The sequence below is a fragment of the Opitutus sp. ER46 genome (assembly GCF_003054705.1).
Lineage (GTDB): Bacteria > Verrucomicrobiota > Verrucomicrobiia > Opitutales > Opitutaceae > ER46.
This window is the reverse complement of sequence record NZ_QAYX01000025.1, coordinates 560,729-577,782: the sequence shown is the minus strand read 5'-3', so window position 1 is coordinate 577,782 and position 17,054 is coordinate 560,729. Positions and strand designations below refer to the sequence as shown.

Genomic DNA, 17,054 nt, shown 5'->3' with positions numbered 1-17,054 from the left:
GCCGCCCATGCGCGGCGCCACCGGTCCTCTACGCAAGCCGCGGCTACCTGGCCGCGGCTTCTTTTTTCACCCGGCGGGCGTCGACACGCTTCGGCAGCGTCGGTCCGTTCACCCAGCGCGCGGGCACCGTCAGGTTGCACGGCACATCCGGGATGCCGTACTCGTTCCGATGGAGCTGGCTGACCACGGTTTCAATGCCGCGTACGCCGATGTGGTAAGGCTGCTGGTCGATGCCGGCGCAGGGGATGGAGTTGATGCTCACGTTGAGGCAACAGAACCCGTGCGTGCGCGGCACGTCCGCTCCGCACTCCCTCATCCACTCCACGATCTCCGCCCGGTGCCCGAGGACGACATCCGGCCGGGTCCGCTTGAACCAGCGCTTGAAACCGTCGGCCGTGATCTCCGGGACGACCAGCGGCGGCACCGACTCAAACTCGTCGCGCAGTTGCACCGCCGCCAGAAATGCCCCCGCCCATCGATGCTGCAGACGCAGGCTCTCCTGGGCCTGAAGCACCAGCCCGGGCCGCTTATAGCCGAGCTCCGCCAGTTGCCCCATCGCCGTGCTCATCGCGCGCGGATGGTCGGGGCAAACCGAGTGCAGGGCCGGCGCATCGATCAGGTAGTCCGTGTATACTCCGGTGTAGTTGGCCCAATTCAGATGGCTGAAGTCGGGGCGGCCCCAGGCCGGCATGATCAGCACGCCGCGAATGCCGCGGGATTGCAGGATCGTATCCAAGCGGTGCACCGACACGCCCTGCTCGCCGACGAGGAACCGCTCCAGGATGAACCCCAGCCCCTGCGCGCGGTCGCTCGCGCCCTTCAACAAGTCTCGCCAGTACGGCCCCGGAAACCGCGGCCGTGACGGCTCCTCCAGGCTCACCACCGCCAGCACGCCGTGAAATGCGGTCAGCCGGGTGCGGCGCAGCTCACTCAGGATCGAGCTCGCCAGCGGGTTGACCCGGTAGCCCGCCGCGCTCGCCGCCGCCTGCACCCGCTGCCGCGTCTCCGCATTCACCCGCGGATGGTTGCGCAGCGCCTCGGAGACCGACGTCCGGGAGAGATTCAACTGCCGGGCGAGACTGCGGATGGTCGGTCTGGGTTCGTTGCTCATTGGCGGGGAGATGGAAGCGGAGCTGGCGTGGCTGAAGGGGACGGTTTCGGCGAAAGGCCGCCGGACCGGGAGCCGTATGACACGGGCGTCCGGCGTGCTAGACGGCGCGAAAATGGAAAACGATCGCGCGATATTCTGACGGAACGAATGCGCTCGCGTCGATCCTCGGTTACATCACCGCTCGGTAGAGTGGTGGACGGGTGAGAAGCACATGATCAGCCGAACGCCAGATGCGTGGTAATATGTTTACTCGGTTTCGCTCGACGCCTTGCTTGTCCGCTCACCCGATGCCCGAAGCAGCCAAACCCTCGCTCGCTGCAACCCCGTGGCGCCAATCCGATTCCACCGCCGGCGGTACGCGTCGGCGGCAACTGGCATGGGCGATCGGCGGCATCGTTCTCGTCGCGGTCATGGCCTACGCGAACAGCTTCCACGGCGAGTTCGTGTACGATGATAAGGCGTCAATCCTCTACAATGCGTCGATTCGTCACTTTGCCGACGTGTTCTCACCGCCCGGCGATGCCGCGACAGTGAGCGGCCGCCCGATCCTCAATTTCACGTTCGCAGTGGACTACGCCATCGGGGGAATCGACGTACGCGGATACCACGTCACGAATCTTGTCATCCATGTTCTCGCGGCATTGACGCTGTTCGGGCTGGTACGGCGCACGTTGGGCTGGCTGCCTGCGAACGCGGCGCCGCGCCTTCTCGCCCTCCCGACGGCGACGGCGGTGGCCGCACTCTGGGTAGTGCATCCGCTTCAAACAGAAGCCGTGACCTACATTGTGCAACGGGCGGAGTCGCTGATGACGCTTTTCTATTTCGGAACGTTATACGCCTTCTTGCGCAGCGTCGATTCGCCGCGTCGGCGGGCGTGGCAGGCGGTCGCCATCGCCTCGTGCACACTCGGGATGGCCACAAAGGAGAACATGGTATCCGCGCCCTTGCTCGTTCTGCTGCTCGATCGGGCATTCGTCGCGGGCTCCCTGGGCGCAGCCTGGTGGGCGCGGCGGGGCTTCTATCTTGCGCTGGCTGCGACTTGGGGCGTCGCGCTCCTCCTGCTGGTCAGTACGGGCGGCAATCGCAACGGCTCGGCAGGATTCGACGTGGGCACCGGCTTCTTTGCCTATGGGGCGACGCAGTTTCCGGCATTGGTGCGTTATGCGGCGCTCGCGTTCTGGCCGTACCCGCTCGTGTTCGACTACGGCGTGTTCTTCGTGCGCGACGTAACCAGTATCGTGGCGCCAATTCTGGGCGTGACAGCGTTCCTCGTGGTGACCGCTTGGGCGCTGCTGCGGCGTCCGCGGATCGGGACGCCATTAGCGGCCGCGCTGGCCGTGCTCATGCCGACCTCGCTCGTTCCCGGGACCACGCAGATGATCGTCGAGCACCGGATGTACCTGCCGCTGGCTGCGCTGCTGGCATTGGGGGTGCCGGCGGCCCTGGCGCTCCATCGGCGGACAACCTTCATCGCGGCAGCGATCGCCGTAGGCGCGCTCGCGCTGCTCACCGCCGCACGGAACCGCGACTACCGTACCGAACTCTCGCTGTGGACTGACACCGTCGCCAAGCGGCCGGGCAGCGCCGCCGCTCATGGCGGCCTGGGCGCAGCGCTCAAGGAAGCGGGGCGCAACAAGGAAGCGGTATTGGCGTACAGACGGGCGCTGGCGCTGAATCCAAACCACGTGCCGTCGCTCTCCAATCTCGGCCTTTCGTTTACGGAAGACGGCAAACCCGCCGAGGGAATTCCCTATCTCGAGCGCGCTGCCCGGCTCAATCCGCGCAATGCGCAAGTGCACATTAACCTCGGGGTCACGCTGGATCTCCTCGGCCGTTCCCAGGAAGCGCTGCCCCACTATGCGCTGGCCGTGGCGCTGAATCCGATGCTGGCGGCAGCGCACGACGACTACGGCGATGCACTCGCGCGGGCGGGGCGGCTCGAGGAAGGGATGAAGGAACTGCGCGTGGCGCTAGCGCTCGATCCGACCTGCCAAGCGTCGTTCAACCTCGCTGCGGCGCTGATGCGCGCTGGACGGCACGAGGAGGCATTGGCAATGTTCGCGAGCGGAGCGGCACTCCGGCCGAACGACCCCGGCCCACACCTGAGCTGGGCGAATTTTCTCGCCAGTCACGATCACGTCACTGAGGCGCTGTCCGAATACGAAGTCGTCCTCCGGTTGCGGCCCGATCACGCCGACGCGCACTACGGGTATGCGACGGCGCTCGCCAAGCTCAGCCGCTACCGCGATGCCATCCCGCACTATCAGGCGGCGCTGCGCGCGCGGCCGGCTTACGCCGAAGCGTACAACAACTTGGGCAACACCTACCTGGCGCTCAACGAGCTTCCCTCTGCGGTCACGCAATACGAAGAGGGCTTGAAGTTGCGGCCCGACAACGCGAACGCGCACTACAACCTCGGACTAGCTTTGGCACGCAGCGGGCGCATACGAGACGCGAAAGAGCACTTCGCAGCGGCCGTACGGCTGGCCCCGGATTTCGCGGATGCCCGCGACAAACTCAACCGCGCGCGGGCCCAACTCGGCGATCCCTGAACAAGCGATTATCATACTGCGGCTTGCGTACCGCCCGCTGCTGAGCGGCCAGTCGCCTCGTTAGCGGGTACGTCCCGGGCCACACCGCGACGGTGCGGAACTAGGCCCGAGTTGTTCGCCCTTGCCTGCCCCAGATTCACCGCTGGCCGACAGGAAACGTCTGAGAATTCGGACGGAACGAATCCGTCGGCGTCGATCAGAAAATCGCGGAACGTACCTTGACCATGCTTTCGGTGCCCGCCGTCCAGACGCCTACCCCAAGTCGCCCCGCCCCCGGGAACGCCGACGGCAGCGAACCTCCTCTGTCTACAACCATGAAACCTCAACATCTCGTGTCATCGCGCACCTTGCTGTGGCTACCGCTCGCCACACTGGCAATCGCGAATCCGCTTCTGCGCGCCCAGTCCGTAACGACCGAACCAGTCGCGGCAGGCAGTGCTGCCCGGAAGGAAGACGTCATCGAGCTTTCTCCCTTCCAAGTCACCGAGACACGTGACCGCGGCTATCAAGCCACCACGGCAGTGTCCGGCACGCGCCTGAACACTAATCTGTCCGATCTTGCGGCATCGCTCTCCGTCGTGACGAAGCAGCAGATCGAGGACACGGCTTCGACCGACATCAACGACATCTTCAAATACGAACTCAGTACAGAAGGCACCTCACAGTGGACAAACTTCACCGTCGACCGCGGTGTTGTCACGGACAAGGTCGCATCCGACCCCGCCGGGTCGACGCGCATGCGTGGCCTCACCTCGGCCAATATCGCGCTGAACGGGTTTGGAGTGAGTCTGCCGCTCGATACTTATGACGTCGAGTCGATCGAGATTTCCCGCGGTCCTAATTCGACTGTATTCGGCCTCGGCAACACCGGCGGTGGTATCAACATCATCAAAGGCCACGCGAACACGACGCGCGATGTTACTTCCTTCGCTACGCGTGGAGATAGTTACGACGGCTATCGCGGCAATTTTGACATCAATCGAGTTCTCATTCGCAACAAACTCGCAGTCCGCATCTATGGGCTGTACGAGGATAAGGGTTACGTCCGCAAGCCATCGGATGATATCACCCGTCGTCTGGAGGCCGCAATGACGTATCGCCCATTCCGCAATACATCCATATACGCAAGCTTCGAGTCGTACCGGAATACCAATAATCGGCCGAACTCAATCACCCCGCGTGACATGGTCTCTGACTGGGTAAACAGCGGCAAACCGACTTGGGATCCCGTCAATCAGACGGTCCACCTCGCCAATGGAACGGCGATCACTGGGGTGACAACCGCGAAGGAATCCACCATGCTGCCGTATGGCTTGGCCGTCAGCGACTCTAGTTTCCAAGGCACGCCAAACAACTATATTAATCCGGACGGCTCCATCGGCATGCTGGAAATCGCCCGCATGCCCGGCAGTACCGGAACGGGTCCAGCGAATACCGCCGGGACCGCGCGCTTGCTGTACAGCGGCAATTACTACCTCAGAAACTCCTCCGCTTACCCGCTTTACCAACCGCTCGGCGTTAGCGACAAGAGCATCTACGACTGGACATCGGTAAATCTCCAGGCACCCAATTTTCAACGAGTAAGCGGCGAAACGTCACAGGGCCAGATCGAGCAGGTCATCCTGAATACGGCGCGCAACTCGCTCGCGGCACAGGCAGCCTGGTTGTACGAACGCATCTCGACCTATGATCGCCGCTTTCTTGGCACAGGTGGCTCGGCCCTGGCGCCCTACATCGATGTCAACGAGACACGGCTCGATGGCACGCGTAATCCCTATTTCCTGCGCACTTACTTGATGGGCTATTCACCAAGTACGACTTTGAGTCGCAACAATACGGAGAGCTATCGTGCGACGCTCGCTTATCAGCTCGACCTGAGCCATGAAAGGAGTTGGCTGCGGTGGCTCGGAAAGAACCGCTTCACCGGCTTCGCCGAATATCGCGGTAACCAAGGCGGCAGTCTTGGTTATCAAGACGCGGCTGTCTCGACCAGTGCGTGGATGGGCACCGTGACCAGCCGCAATGCGAACGCGTACAAGACGTATGCTCGCTATTATGTCGGTGACGCCAACGGCCAGAATGTCGACAGCGCTCCCGCCGCCAACCTGGCCGCCCCATACTCCCTGCCGCTTCGTTATTATAATGCCGTTACCGGCCAGTGGGTAACAGAATCCACGACATACGATTTGTATTACCGCGCCAATCGTCCGACCAAACGCATACTCGGTACGTCTGGCGGCGTGTGGCAGGGATATTTCTTTCAGGACCGGATCATTCCCCTCGTAGGATACCGGCGTGATTCCAACCGCACTCGCGAGGCGGACACAGCGATTAGTCCCACCGCCGCGACCGATGGCTATTACGACATGACCCCATTGTACCGCTATACGGCGAACAATTGGGTGATGCGCAAAGGCCAAACCCACAACGAGGGTGTCGTCGTGAAGCCGTTCCGCTGGCTCGATCTCAGCTATAATCAATCGAATAGCTTCAGTCCCGGGTCGACCACCTACGACGTGTGGGGGCAGCCACTGCCCGATCCGAAGGGTAAGTCGAAGGACTATGGTTTCTCGCTGCATCTTTTCGACGACAAGCTCACGATCACGGCAAAACAGTACGAGACCGTCGACATCGGCCGTGCGACCAGTGAGCTGAATACCATCGTCCAACGCGCAATGCGTATGGATCGGCGGAGCTCTTCCGGCGATCCCGGCCTGACCGATTGGTATATTACCCAACTACGAACCCTGCATGCGGACTGGACTGACGCTCAGTTGGAGGCGCAATCGCTTAAGGACACGGGGGCCGATTACGCCTTTCTCCGCAGCCATATCAATAGTGGCCACGGCGATGCGAGCGACTCATACTCGCGCGGCAAAGAAATCGAGATAACCTACAATCCCACGCGTTACTGGCGCATGAAGCTGACAGGCTCAAAAGAAACGCCCATTAACGGCCAGATGTCGCCCGCCGTCCAGGACTACATCAATAGCCGCTGGGCTACCTGGACGACCATCAAAGATCCCGTCAGCGGCGAACTTTGGTGGACGACTGCGTGGTCGAACGGCACGATACCGCGCGATTTTTATACGAATAATGTCAATGCGAACCTCAAACTCGCGATCGCCCTTCAAGGTAAACGCCGCACGCAAACGCGTGAGTACCACCTCTCCTATCTGACGAGCTTCAGCTTGGCCGCGATTTCGGAAAACCGCTGGATCAAACCCATCGATATTGGTGGCTCGGTCCGCTGGGAAGACAAAGCCTCCATCGGCTATCTCGCCGGGGCGGCGGACTCCGACGGGATTGTTCGCCAGTACGATCCAAACAAGCCGGTGTGGCAGAGCGGCAATACCTACTGTGACCTCTGGACGAAATACCGCCTGAACTTCTTCCGCGGCAAGGTCCGTTGCACGCTGCAGTTGAACGTGAACAACGTCTTCGAAAACGGTCGCCTCCAGGCCGTTGCCATCAACCCTGACGGCACTCCATGGGCCTACCGCATCATCGACCCACGTCAGTTTATTCTCAGCGCGAAGTTCGATCTTTGATCGTTGGCATTTCGTTCGAGACAAGCCCCCGTCCCTCTGGCGGGGGCTTTTTCATGCTCTGTTCTCTCCGGACTGCCGTGAGAGTCGGACGTGATCCGGTCAGACTTTATACAAAAGATGGCGGTGCTTGCTCTTGTCCACATCCCGTCACCCGCTGCACCGTGTCGATCAGCTGGCGCACCGTGAAGGGCTTCGGCAGTTGCGCCTCCGCCCCCAGCGTTCCGCCCATGGCCAGCAATTGCTCGGCCGTGAAAAAGTCTCCTCCGCCCGACATCACGATCACGTGCGTCCCTTTCTTCGCCTTCCGCGCCGCCATGATCACCTGCACGCCGTCCGCATCCGGCATCACCACGTCCGTGATCACCAGGTCAAAGACCCGCGATTCCAGGAGCTTCATGGCCTGCAGCCCTCCCGCCGCGGCCGTCACGTGGTGGCCTCGGGACTCCAGACACCGGATCACCACGTCACGCGTGGCATCGAGATCATCTACGACGAGAATGGAAAGTGGCTTCATTTAGGGACGGGGAAGTCTACCGCGCGGTCGAATCCCATGTTCCGGGGAAAAGGGGCAACCCGCTTCCGAAGCCCGTGGCCGGGCGCCGATGGCGAATTGCGCCCAACGATTTCGTCTCCGCCGCCGTTTACGAGCGGGATTCTGCTAAAACTTAGTAAAGTTGTTAGCCTCTATCCTGCTGCGGCTTACATTGCCTCTTCATATAAACGCTCGTACGCACCCGATGCGGCCTTCCAGCTGAAATCACGCGCCATCCCGTGCTTCTGCACCGCCGCCAAGCGCGGCTTGTCTGCATATAGCCGCAACGCCCGGTGCAACGCCTGCCGCAGGCTCGCCACCGTCGGCTCGCACATGATCCCCGTTCCAACATCCGCGTGCTCATCCGCGTCGATCACCGTGTCCGCCAAGCCGCCCACCCGGCTCACCACCGGGATCGTGCCATAGACCTGCGAATACATCTGATTCAGCCCGCACGGCTCGAACAGCGAAGGCATCAGAAAGAAGTCTGCCCCCGCCTCGATCAGGTGGCTCATCGACTCGTCGTGCTTCGACGACAAAGCCACCTTCTTCGGCGTCGCCGCCGCTAGTTCCTCGAGCTCGGTCTCCATCCGCTTGTCGCCCGATCCCAGCACCACCAGCCTGCAGTCCTGCTTCAGGAAGAAGTCCCGGTTCGCCAGCAGCAGATCCACGCCCTTCTGCTCCGTCAGCCGGCAGACGATGCCGAAGACCGGACCCTTGAAGTCCGGCGCGAATCCCGCCCGCTTCAGCAGCTCGGCCCGGCACACCTGCTTGCCCGACATGTTCGTCTGCGAGTAGCGCGCCGGCAGCAGCGCATCCGTCGCCGGATTCCAGATCGCCGTGTCCACGCCGTTCAACAAGCCCACAAGATCGTCCGTGCGCGTCTGCACCACGCCTTCCAGCCCGCAGCCAAACTCCGCCGTCTGGATCTCCTTCGCATATCGCGGGCTCACCGTCGTCACCCGGTCCGCGAAAAGGATGCCGCCCTTCATCAGGTTGATCTGTGAGTAGTACTCCAGGCCGTCGATGTGGAAGAGTTCATCGGGCAGGTTCGTCCGCGCAAAGACCTTCGCCGGAAACACGCCCTGAAACGCGATGTTGTGGATCGTGAAGATCGTCTTCAGCGCCAGCGTCAGGTGCTGCCGCCGCTCCGCTTCGCGCAGCAACAGCGGCAACAGCGCCGCCTGCCAGTCGTGGCTGTGCACAATGTCCGCCTGCAGCTCCGCCAGCCGTAACGTTTCCACGACGCCTTTGCAGAAGAAGATAAACCGATCCGCGTTGTCCTCGTAGTCCCGCTCGCCATTCCCGTACGCCCCGCGGCGGTCAAAGTATTCCTCGCGGCAGATCAGATACACGTTCAGGTTCTTCCGCGGCGAAAACACTCGCACATCGCCGGACAAATACGCCGGCCCCATTTCAATTTTCAGCCGCAGCTTCCGCTCCGCGCCGAGCGCGTCCTTGTGCTCCAGCACCGCCCGATATCCCGGCAGAAAAACCGACACTTCATGACCGTTGTCCGCCAGCGAACCGCTCAACGCCCCCACCGCATCCGCCAGTCCTCCGGTTTTCATGTAGGGGAACAACTCACTGGCCGCGTGGACGATTTTCATCGCGCACAAGTTGACGGCCATCTTTCGTAACGCCAACTCGGAAAGCAGTTTTCCCACTTCAGCTCCCCTCCTCACATCATGACTTTACGCGAACGCGTGCTCGAGCTTCTCGAGCAACCGACCTACACCCCCGCCAACGAATTCGAGCTCGCCCGCCGCCTCGGCGTCCCGAAAAAGCAGCGCGCCGTCCTCGGCCAGGAAATCCGCCGCCTCGTCTCCGGCGGCCAGCTCGTCCGCGTCCAGGGTGACCGGCTCCAACTCCGCGGCTCCGAGGGCGAGATCACCGGCCGGATCATCTTCCGCGCCGGCGGCTCCGCCGTCGTCCTCCCCGACAACGTCACCGGCACCAATACCAACGACGTAGATTCCCTGCAGATCGCGCCCGATGAGACCGACGTTGCCCTCCACGGCGACCGCGTCGTCGCCCGCATCCTTCCCGGCGTCGCCACGCGCCGCCCCGGCGAGACCGCCGGTCGCGTGATCCGCGTCCTCGCCCGCGGCCGCGCCACCATCGTCGGCAACCTCCAGCGCCAGGGCCGCCAGTTCATCGTCCAGCCCGACGATCCCCGCTACTTCCGCGAGATTCTCGTCGCCGATCCCGCCCGCGCCGGCCTCAAGCCCGTGCCCGCCCCCGGCGACAAGGTCGTCGTCGCCCTCAACGAGTGGAAGCGTCGCACCGACCCGCTCACCGGCACCGTCACCGAACGGCTCGGCCGCACCCACGAGCCCCGCGCCGAACTCCTCGGCGTCTTCGAGAAGTTCAACCTCGACCCAAAGTTCCCCGAAACCGTGGAACGCGAGGCCGCCACCCTTCCCGAGCGCGTCCTCCCGCGCGAGCTCGTCAACCGGCTCGACTACCGCGAGGTCCCGACCTTCACCATCGATCCGGACGACGCCAAGGACTTCGACGACGCGCTTTCCATCGAAGCCCTCGGCGAGGGCGAGACCCGCGTCGGCATCCACATCGCCGACGTCTCCGCCTACGTCCGCTCCGGCACCGCCCTCGACCGCGAAGCCCAGCGCCGCGGCAACTCCACCTACCTCGTCGGCACCGTCATCCCGATGCTGCCGGAAAAGCTCTCCAACGGGCTTTGCTCCCTCGTCGAGGGCCAGGACCGGCTCTGCAAAGCCGTCTTCCTGACGTTCGCCCGCAACGGCGCCCTCCAGCACACCGCCTGCGCCAACACCGTCATCCGTTCCCGCAAGCGGCTCACCTACAAGCAGGCGTTCGCCCTCCTCTTCGAGAACGATCTCAACCGCGTCCGCGCCCTCCCCCTCCCCGCCAAGCACCAGACGGGCTCCACCGGTCGCGCCCTCCGCGACCTGAGTCAGCGCGAACTCACCGACCTTCAGTCCTGGATCCGCACGCTCTGGCGCATCGCCTCCCGCCTGCGCCGCGACCGCATGGCCCACGGCAGCCTCGATCTCGACATGCCCGAGACGAAAATTTTCGTCGACGAAAAGGGCTACGCCGACCGGCTCGAGAAGATCGAACACGACGAGAGCCACCAGCTCATCGAGGAGTTCATGCTCGCCGCCAACGAGGCCGTTGCCCGTCTCACGCGCACGCACCGAATGCCGTCCCTCTACCGCGTTCACGACGAGCCCGATCCAGAAAAACTCGGCGAATACCGCGAGACCCTCGAAACCTTCAACGTGCGGGTCGGCGACCTCACCCGCCGCCCCGAGTTGGTCAAGGTTCTCGACCTCCTCCGCGACCACCCGCAGGGCTACACGCTCCGCACCCAGCTCCTCCGCAGCCTCAAGAAGGCCGCCTACCGGGCGTCTCCCGATGGCCACTTCGGACTCAACAAGAAGGACTACACGCATTTCACGTCTCCGATTCGCCGCTACGCCGACCTCGTCGTCCACCGCGTGTTCGACCACTACCTGGTCAAGCATCAGGGCTACCCCGCCTCGCCCGACCGCGCCGGCTACTCGCTCTCCCAGCTCGAAAGCATGGGCGAACACCTCAGCCTCGCCGAAATCAACAGCGCCGAGGCCGAGCGCGAGAGCGTGAAGATCAAGCTGCTCGAATTCTTCGAGCGCGAAACCCAGCGCAAGCCGCGCACGCGCTTCGACGCCATCATCACCGACGTCCGCCGCAACGGCCTCTTCATCGAGCTCACCGAGTCGATGACGTTCGGCTTCATCTCCACGTCCGTCCTGCCCGACGATTACTACGTTCTCAATCAGGCCGGCACCCAGCTCTCCGGTCGCCGAACCAAGCTCAAGTTCGAGCTCAACGGCCGCCTCCCTGTCGTCGTCGATCGCGTCGACCGCTTCAAGCGGCTCATCGATTTTCGCCCCGCCTGAGCCGCCTCGCGCGCCCCACACGTTCGCGTGCATCGCTCCCGTCCATGGGGCCGCCCCTTCGCGCAACCCCCTTGCGCCAGCTTCTGTGCGCAACGCGCCGCCGCGTCACGCGTCAGGCCGCAGGCAAGATCATGACCAGGAACGGCCACGCCCGGCTCGATGAGTAATGATTCTTATCGAGAGGATTTGCAAAGCACCCAGCCGGGCTCCTTTCTTTCCCGTTCCTGTCCCGCACAACGACCCATGAAGCACTACGACTTTGCTGCGCGCTTCCACGCGCTGTACAACCAGGCCGTCACGCGCCACTTGGCCGGCCATCGTGACCCGCTCACCATGTTCTCGGCCGACGAGTTGGCGTTCCTGCGGGACAACGGGATCACCGCCCAGCACGTGTTCGACTACGCGGAGGACCACAATAAGTACAACGGTGAGCCCGGCTTCGACATCGCGCTCTCGATCGAGCTGATCCGTCGCGACTACTTCCTCAACGTCCAACACGGCCAGCCCTCGACCACCGTCCTCGACGAGAACGCCCTGCCCGCCAAAACCGAGACCACCCGTGGCATCGAGTGGCTGCCCCGCATCATCCCGAAGGCCCGCGCCAAGCTGCGCGGCGAGCTGCCCGCCTCCCTGATGTTCTGCTGCGGCGGCGACCGGAAGTTTTTCAAGGAGCACGACATCTACCCGGCCGAATTTCTGGCCCTCATCTGGCGCGCCGAATTCAACAACGCCGCCATCACCGACTGGGTCGTGAAGCGCACCGCCACGCGCGCCTGATCGGCGCGCGCTCGAGGCGGTAAGCAGTAAGCTTTAGGCGGAAAGCCTCCCGTTTCGCGCCCGCCTTTCGCGGTCTCCAACCCTCCGCGGTTTGCGCCTGCAATCTGCCAGCTTTCCCACCTGCACGGTTTCCCCGCCGGCAACGTCTTACGATCTGCGTTCCGACCTGGAACTCCGCCCCGGAAAGCCTCCCGTTTTCGCGTCCCTTCGCGCTTTTCGCGGTTCCACCTCCCGGCCTTCCGTGGCTCGGAACCTGCAACCTGCCCACGTCGCGCGCGCCCGCCCACCCCAGGTTTTCGCGCCGCTTCGCGCCTTTCGCGGTTCTCCCCCTCTGCGGTTCGGAACCTGCAACCTTCAAACCCGCAATCTGCCAACGTCGCGCGCGCCGTTCAGCGCGCCCCCATGTCCTGCTTGGACTTCGCGGGCTGTCGGCCAAACGCGAGGCGCCTCCGGCTCGCGTTTGACCGCCAGCCCGCGCTTCGTACGTTCCGCGGCCCTTCCCGGGTCCCACACCCATGAAATACGCCGTGAACGTCAACGGCACGTCCCGCACCGTGGACGTCGCGCCTGACACTCCCCTCCTCTGGGTCCTCCGTGACCACCTCGAACTCGTCGGCACCAAGTACGGCTGCGGTATCGGCCAATGCGGCGCCTGCACCGTCCACCTCAACGGCGTCCCCGCCCGCGCCTGCCTCACCCCGATCTCCACGGTCGGCCGCATGGCGGTGACCACCATCGAGGGACTCGATCCGCGTGGCACCCACCCGCTGCAGCAGGCCTGGACCGAACTCGACGTGCCGCAGTGCGGCTACTGCCAGGCCGGCCAGATCATGACCGCGGCCGCCCTGCTCAAAAACAACCCGCAGCCCAGCGACGACGAGATCGACGGCGCCATGGCCGGCAATCTCTGCCGCTGCGCGACCTACCTCCGCATCCGCGCGGGCATCAAACGCGCCGCCGAGCTCGCCCGCCCTCCCAACTCTGCTGCGGTTGCCGCCGCGACGAACACGATCGCAGCCACCGTCCATCCCACCCAGGAGGCCGCTCGATGAACACCGCCACGCCTCTCCTCGTCGACCGTCGGGGCTTTCTCAAACTCTCCGCCGCCGCCGGCGGTGGACTCCTGCTCGGTCTCTCCTTCTCCTCCGCCGCCAACGCTCCCGCCACCATCACCAACGCGTCCGCCGACGGCGCCGATGTCTTCTCCCCGCACGCCCTCCTCCGCATCACTCCACAGGGCGTCGTCACCATAATCTCCAAGCAGCCCGACATGGGCCAGGGCGTAAAAACGTCCCTGCCCATGATCATCGCCGAGGAACTCGAGGTGGACTGGAAGGACGTCGTCATCGAGCAGGGTGACCTGAATCCCGCCTATGGCGGTCAGTCCGCCGGCGGCAGCACCTCCACGCCGAACAACTACAGCGAGTTTCACCGGATCGGTGCCACCGCCCGCACGCTCCTCGTCCAGGCCGCAGCCGTCACCTGGTCGGTTCCCGCCGGCGAGTGCAACGCCGCCCACGGCGCCGTCCACCATCGCGCCACCGGCCGTTCCCTCCGCTACGGCGAGCTCGTCGCCCGCGCCGCCGCGCTCCCCATTCCTCCCGCTCCCGAGGTCACGCTCAAGGACCCGAAAGACTTCCGCCTCCTTGGCACGCGAATCACGGGCGTCGACAATCCCGCCGTCGTCACCGGCCAGCCGCTCTACGGCCTCGACGTCCGGCGCCCGGGCATGCTCCACGCGGTGTTCGAGAAATGCCCCGCCTTCGGCGGCAAGGTCACTCGCGCCAATTTCGACGCGATCAAGCGGCTGCCCGGCGTGCGCGACGCCTTCATCGTCGAGGGCACCGAGAACCTCAATGGACTCCTTCCCGGCGTCGCCATCGTCGCCGACTCGACCTGGGCCGCCTTCTCCGCCCGCCGCCAGCTCAAGGTTACGTGGGACGAGGGCAAGGTCGCCAACCAGAGCTGGGAGTCCTTCGTGGCCGAGGCCCGCGAAAAGGCCGCCGCGCCCGGAGGCCAGGTCCTGCGCCGCGATGGCAACGTCGTCGCCGCCCTCGGCCGCGCCGCTCACACCGTCGAGGCCGAGTACCTGTATCCGTTCATATCACACGCGACACTCGAGCCGCAGAACTGCACCGCGCACTTCCACGACGGCGTCATGGAGCTCTGGGCGCCCACCCAGAATCCGGGCGCCGGCGCCGACCTCGTCAGCCGCACGCTCGGCCTCCTGCGCGACAAGATTATTCTCCATATCACCCGCTCCGGCGGCGGCTTTGGCCGCCGGCTCTACTCCGAGCCCATCGTGGAAGCCGCAGCCATCGCGCACCGCGTCTCCGCCCCCGTGAAACTCACGTGGTCGCGAGAGGACGACCTCCGCTACGGTCCGTTTCGCCCCGGTGGCATCCACTTTCTCAAGGGCGGCGTCGATGCCCGTGGACGCATTACCGCGTGGAAAAATCACTTCTTCACCTTCGGCAACGGCGCGCGCCCGGGCAGTGGTGGCAGCCTCAACCCCGACGAGTTTCCCGGCCGCTGGCTCGAAAACTATCTCGCCGAGCAGACCATCTTCGACACCGGCTGGCCGATGGCGCCGTGGCGGGCGCCGGGAAGCTGCGTCTTCGCGTGGGTCATCCAGAGCTTCATCGACGAACTCGCCCACGCCGGGGGCCGTGATCCGCTCGAGTTGCGACTCGAGTTGCTCGGCGAACGCGACGAGGTGCCTAACGGCGGCTCGCGCGGCGGCGCCTACAGCGTCGCCCGCATGCGCAACGTGATGAATCTCGCCGCCGCCAAGGCCGACTGGGGCCGCCGCCGTTTCGAGCGCGGCCAGGGCGCCGGCATCGCGTTCCACTTCAGCCACCGCGGCTACTTCGCCGAAGTTGCCGAGGTCACCGTCTCACGGGAGGGACGGCTAAAAGTCGACCGCGTCGTCGTCACCGGCGATGTCGGCGCCCAGATCGTCAACCTCAGCGGCGCCGAACACCAGGTGCAGGGCTCCGTCATCGATGGGCTCAGCGCGCTCATGTTCCAGGAGCTCGCCATCGAGCGCGGCCGCTGCGTACAGACCAACTTCCACGAGTACCCGATGCTCCGCATGCCTGACACACCAGCGAAGATCGAGGTGCACTTCCTGAAATCCGACCACCCGACCACCGGCCTCGGCGAACCCGCGCTTCCGCCTCTCGCTCCCGCCGTCTGCAACGCCATCTTCGCCGCCACCGGCAAACGCGTCCGCCAACTCCCTCTGTCCCGCACCGACCTGAGCTGGGCGTGAAAAGAAGGGAGTGAGGGGCAATTTCAGCTCTTTCTCTTCCTCTTCCTCTTTCTCTTACTCTCAGGCGGGATCAAGGGGCCACCCCACCAGGGGGTCTCCCCTTTCACTTTCACTCTCACTTTCCCTCCGAAGGTCGTCTTCGCTCTTCGTCACGGAGTACACTGAGGCCGGAGGAGGACACGGAGGAAGACCCGGAAAAACCGCGACATCCTCATTCTCGTCCGCGTTCTCGATCACGCCTCATCTCGGCATCGCGATCGCAAGACCGAGGACACCGAGGGGACGACCGCAACAATTATAAGGCGCCAAAGGACGGCGACTTCCGGGATAATGTCCGGATACTCAGGAATAGTGTCCGGATACTCCCCCCATAACGTCCGGATACTTTCGCGAAAACTCTGCTGCGCTTTCGCACGACCCGACGTCCGCCGATCTCAACTTCCCTTTTCAGTTTTGGCGTTAGCCAAAACTGCCATCAGCTGCGTGAACTCCCGCTCGAGGTCCACGTCGTACAGCCGCGCCAGCACCAGCACCGACCAAAGGCAGTCCGCCAACTCGTGCCCCAGCTTGGCGTCCACCGCGTCCACGCGCCGAAGGCCGTTCTTCGCCATCACGAGCCGCATGAGATCGCCAACGTCCACGACGAAGCCCTGCATGATCTCCTCGCGCGTCCATTCGCGGCCGCAATTCGCGCGCTCCCGCGCCGCAAACCGCGCCCGAATCTCCATCGCCCGTTCCGTCATCTGCTGCAGTTCCATGCCGGCGAGCGTGCCGCTGCGCCCCGCGCTTCCAAGGCGTAAACGTCACGCCGCGGCGCCGCGCTTGTGCGCGGCCCGAACCTCGTCGAAGCTCCCGGCGCCATGATCACCTCCCGCCGCGACTACATCCTGCGCATCATCGACGAGGTCGGCCGCCTCGTTGCCCGCATCGTGTTCAAGCGCACGACCGGCGCGGACCAGGAGGCGCTCGAACTGGTGGTCCAGGGTTTCGAGCGGCTGTTCAACCTCCAGCGCCACCAGCTCTTCCAGTTCACGCCGGAGCAACAGCTCACGATGCTCACGCTCGACGAGCCGCCGGAGATCGCGCGGGACAAGCTCCTGCTCTACTCCGCCCTCAGCACCGAGGCGGGCCGCTCCTACGCCCGCATGGGCAACGCGCCCATGGCCCGCGCCACGTTCGCCAACGCCCTCCGCTTCGCACTCCACGCTCGCCGCTTTGCCTCCCCCGCCCCGATCCCCGACTACGTCACCACCCCCGAGGAATTGCGCGAACTCATGGGCCCCGGCCCGCTCGATCCCGACATCGAGGAACTGCTCCGGGAACAGGCCTAG

General features: G+C 64.3%; 11 protein-coding genes. 7 read left to right on the top strand and 4 right to left on the bottom strand.

The annotated features are described in order from the left end of the window. Positions 1-43: 43 nt before the first annotated feature. Positions 44-1,111 (bottom strand): LacI family DNA-binding transcriptional regulator, encoded by a 1,068-nt coding sequence (locus tag DB354_RS20645; RefSeq protein WP_107837528.1) that lies wholly within the window; start codon positions 1,109-1,111, stop codon positions 44-46. 287 nt (positions 1,112-1,398) lie between these two features. Here DB354_RS20645 and DB354_RS20640 point away from each other — a divergent pair, with 287 nt between their 5' ends. Together DB354_RS20640 and DB354_RS20635 are read left to right on the top strand one after the other, a co-directional pair. Next, a complete protein-coding gene (locus tag DB354_RS20640) occupies positions 1,399-3,663 on the top strand; it encodes a tetratricopeptide repeat protein (RefSeq protein WP_158277641.1) in 2,265 nt (754 codons plus the stop codon). 314 nt (positions 3,664-3,977) lie between these two features. Further along, a complete protein-coding gene (locus DB354_RS20635; protein ID WP_158277640.1) occupies positions 3,978-7,214 on the top strand; it encodes a TonB-dependent receptor plug domain-containing protein in 3,237 nt (1,078 codons plus the stop codon). 106 nt (positions 7,215-7,320) lie between these two features. On the opposite strand, the gene DB354_RS20630 is transcribed toward DB354_RS20635, so the two are convergent. Both DB354_RS20630 and glgA read right to left on the bottom strand, forming a co-directional pair. Next, positions 7,321-7,728, bottom strand: coding sequence for a response regulator (locus DB354_RS20630; RefSeq protein WP_107837525.1), 408 nt, complete (start codon positions 7,726-7,728; stop codon positions 7,321-7,323). A 185-nt stretch (positions 7,729-7,913) separates the two neighbouring features. Beyond that, positions 7,914-9,356: a glycogen synthase GlgA gene (gene glgA, locus DB354_RS20625; protein WP_107837779.1), complete on the bottom strand. Its 1,443-nt coding sequence runs from the start codon at positions 9,354-9,356 to the stop codon at positions 7,914-7,916. A gap of 78 nt (positions 9,357-9,434) precedes the next feature. On the opposite strand from glgA, the gene DB354_RS20620 reads away from it, so the two are divergent. The 4 genes from DB354_RS20620 to DB354_RS20605 all read left to right on the top strand — a co-directional run bounded on the left by DB354_RS20620 (position 9,435) and on the right by DB354_RS20605 (position 15,723). Beyond that, complete coding sequence (locus DB354_RS20620) at positions 9,435-11,672, top strand: RNB domain-containing ribonuclease (RefSeq protein WP_107837524.1); 2,238 nt, start codon at positions 9,435-9,437, stop codon at positions 11,670-11,672. Positions 11,673-11,915: 243 nt separating this feature from the next. After that, positions 11,916-12,449 carry a DUF5069 domain-containing protein gene (locus DB354_RS20615; RefSeq protein ID WP_107837523.1) on the top strand — a complete coding sequence of 178 codons (534 nt, stop codon included), beginning with the start codon at positions 11,916-11,918 and terminating at the stop codon, positions 12,447-12,449. A 515-nt stretch (positions 12,450-12,964) separates the two neighbouring features. Further along, positions 12,965-13,501 carry a (2Fe-2S)-binding protein gene (locus tag DB354_RS20610; RefSeq protein ID WP_107837522.1) on the top strand — a complete coding sequence of 179 codons (537 nt, stop codon included), beginning with the start codon at positions 12,965-12,967 and terminating at the stop codon, positions 13,499-13,501. After that, positions 13,498-15,723 carry a molybdopterin cofactor-binding domain-containing protein gene (locus DB354_RS20605; protein ID WP_107837521.1) on the top strand — a complete coding sequence of 742 codons (2,226 nt, stop codon included), beginning with the start codon at positions 13,498-13,500 and terminating at the stop codon, positions 15,721-15,723. Before DB354_RS20610 ends, DB354_RS20605 begins: the two co-directional genes overlap by 4 nt. Positions 15,724-16,157: 434 nt before the next feature. Here DB354_RS20605 and DB354_RS20600 read toward each other — a convergent pair whose 3' ends face one another. After that, positions 16,158-16,481 (bottom strand): nucleotide pyrophosphohydrolase, encoded by a 324-nt coding sequence (locus DB354_RS20600; protein ID WP_107837520.1) that lies wholly within the window; start codon positions 16,479-16,481, stop codon positions 16,158-16,160. Between the two features lie 102 nt (positions 16,482-16,583). On the opposite strand from DB354_RS20600, the gene DB354_RS20595 reads away from it, so the two are divergent. Continuing rightward, entirely contained in the window at positions 16,584-17,054 is a 471-nt protein-coding gene (locus DB354_RS20595; protein ID WP_146180352.1) for a hypothetical protein, read from the top strand.

Coding starts and splice junctions, on each gene's coding strand:
- DB354_RS20645 (WP_107837528.1), bottom strand. CDS start 1,111: ATGAGCAACGAACCCAGACCGACCATCCGCAGTCTCGCCCGGCAGTTG.
- DB354_RS20640 (WP_158277641.1), top strand. CDS start 1,399: ATGCCCGAAGCAGCCAAACCCTCGCTCGCTGCAACCCCGTGGCGCCAA.
- DB354_RS20635 (WP_158277640.1), top strand. CDS start 3,978: ATGAAACCTCAACATCTCGTGTCATCGCGCACCTTGCTGTGGCTACCG.
- DB354_RS20630 (WP_107837525.1), bottom strand. CDS start 7,728: ATGAAGCCACTTTCCATTCTCGTCGTAGATGATCTCGATGCCACGCGT.
- glgA (WP_107837779.1), bottom strand. CDS start 9,356: ATGAAAATCGTCCACGCGGCCAGTGAGTTGTTCCCCTACATGAAAACC.
- DB354_RS20620 (WP_107837524.1), top strand. CDS start 9,435: ATGACTTTACGCGAACGCGTGCTCGAGCTTCTCGAGCAACCGACCTAC.
- DB354_RS20615 (WP_107837523.1), top strand. CDS start 11,916: ATGAAGCACTACGACTTTGCTGCGCGCTTCCACGCGCTGTACAACCAG.
- DB354_RS20610 (WP_107837522.1), top strand. CDS start 12,965: ATGAAATACGCCGTGAACGTCAACGGCACGTCCCGCACCGTGGACGTC.
- DB354_RS20605 (WP_107837521.1), top strand. CDS start 13,498: ATGAACACCGCCACGCCTCTCCTCGTCGACCGTCGGGGCTTTCTCAAA.
- DB354_RS20600 (WP_107837520.1), bottom strand. CDS start 16,481: ATGGAACTGCAGCAGATGACGGAACGGGCGATGGAGATTCGGGCGCGG.
- DB354_RS20595 (WP_146180352.1), top strand. CDS start 16,584: ATGATCACCTCCCGCCGCGACTACATCCTGCGCATCATCGACGAGGTC.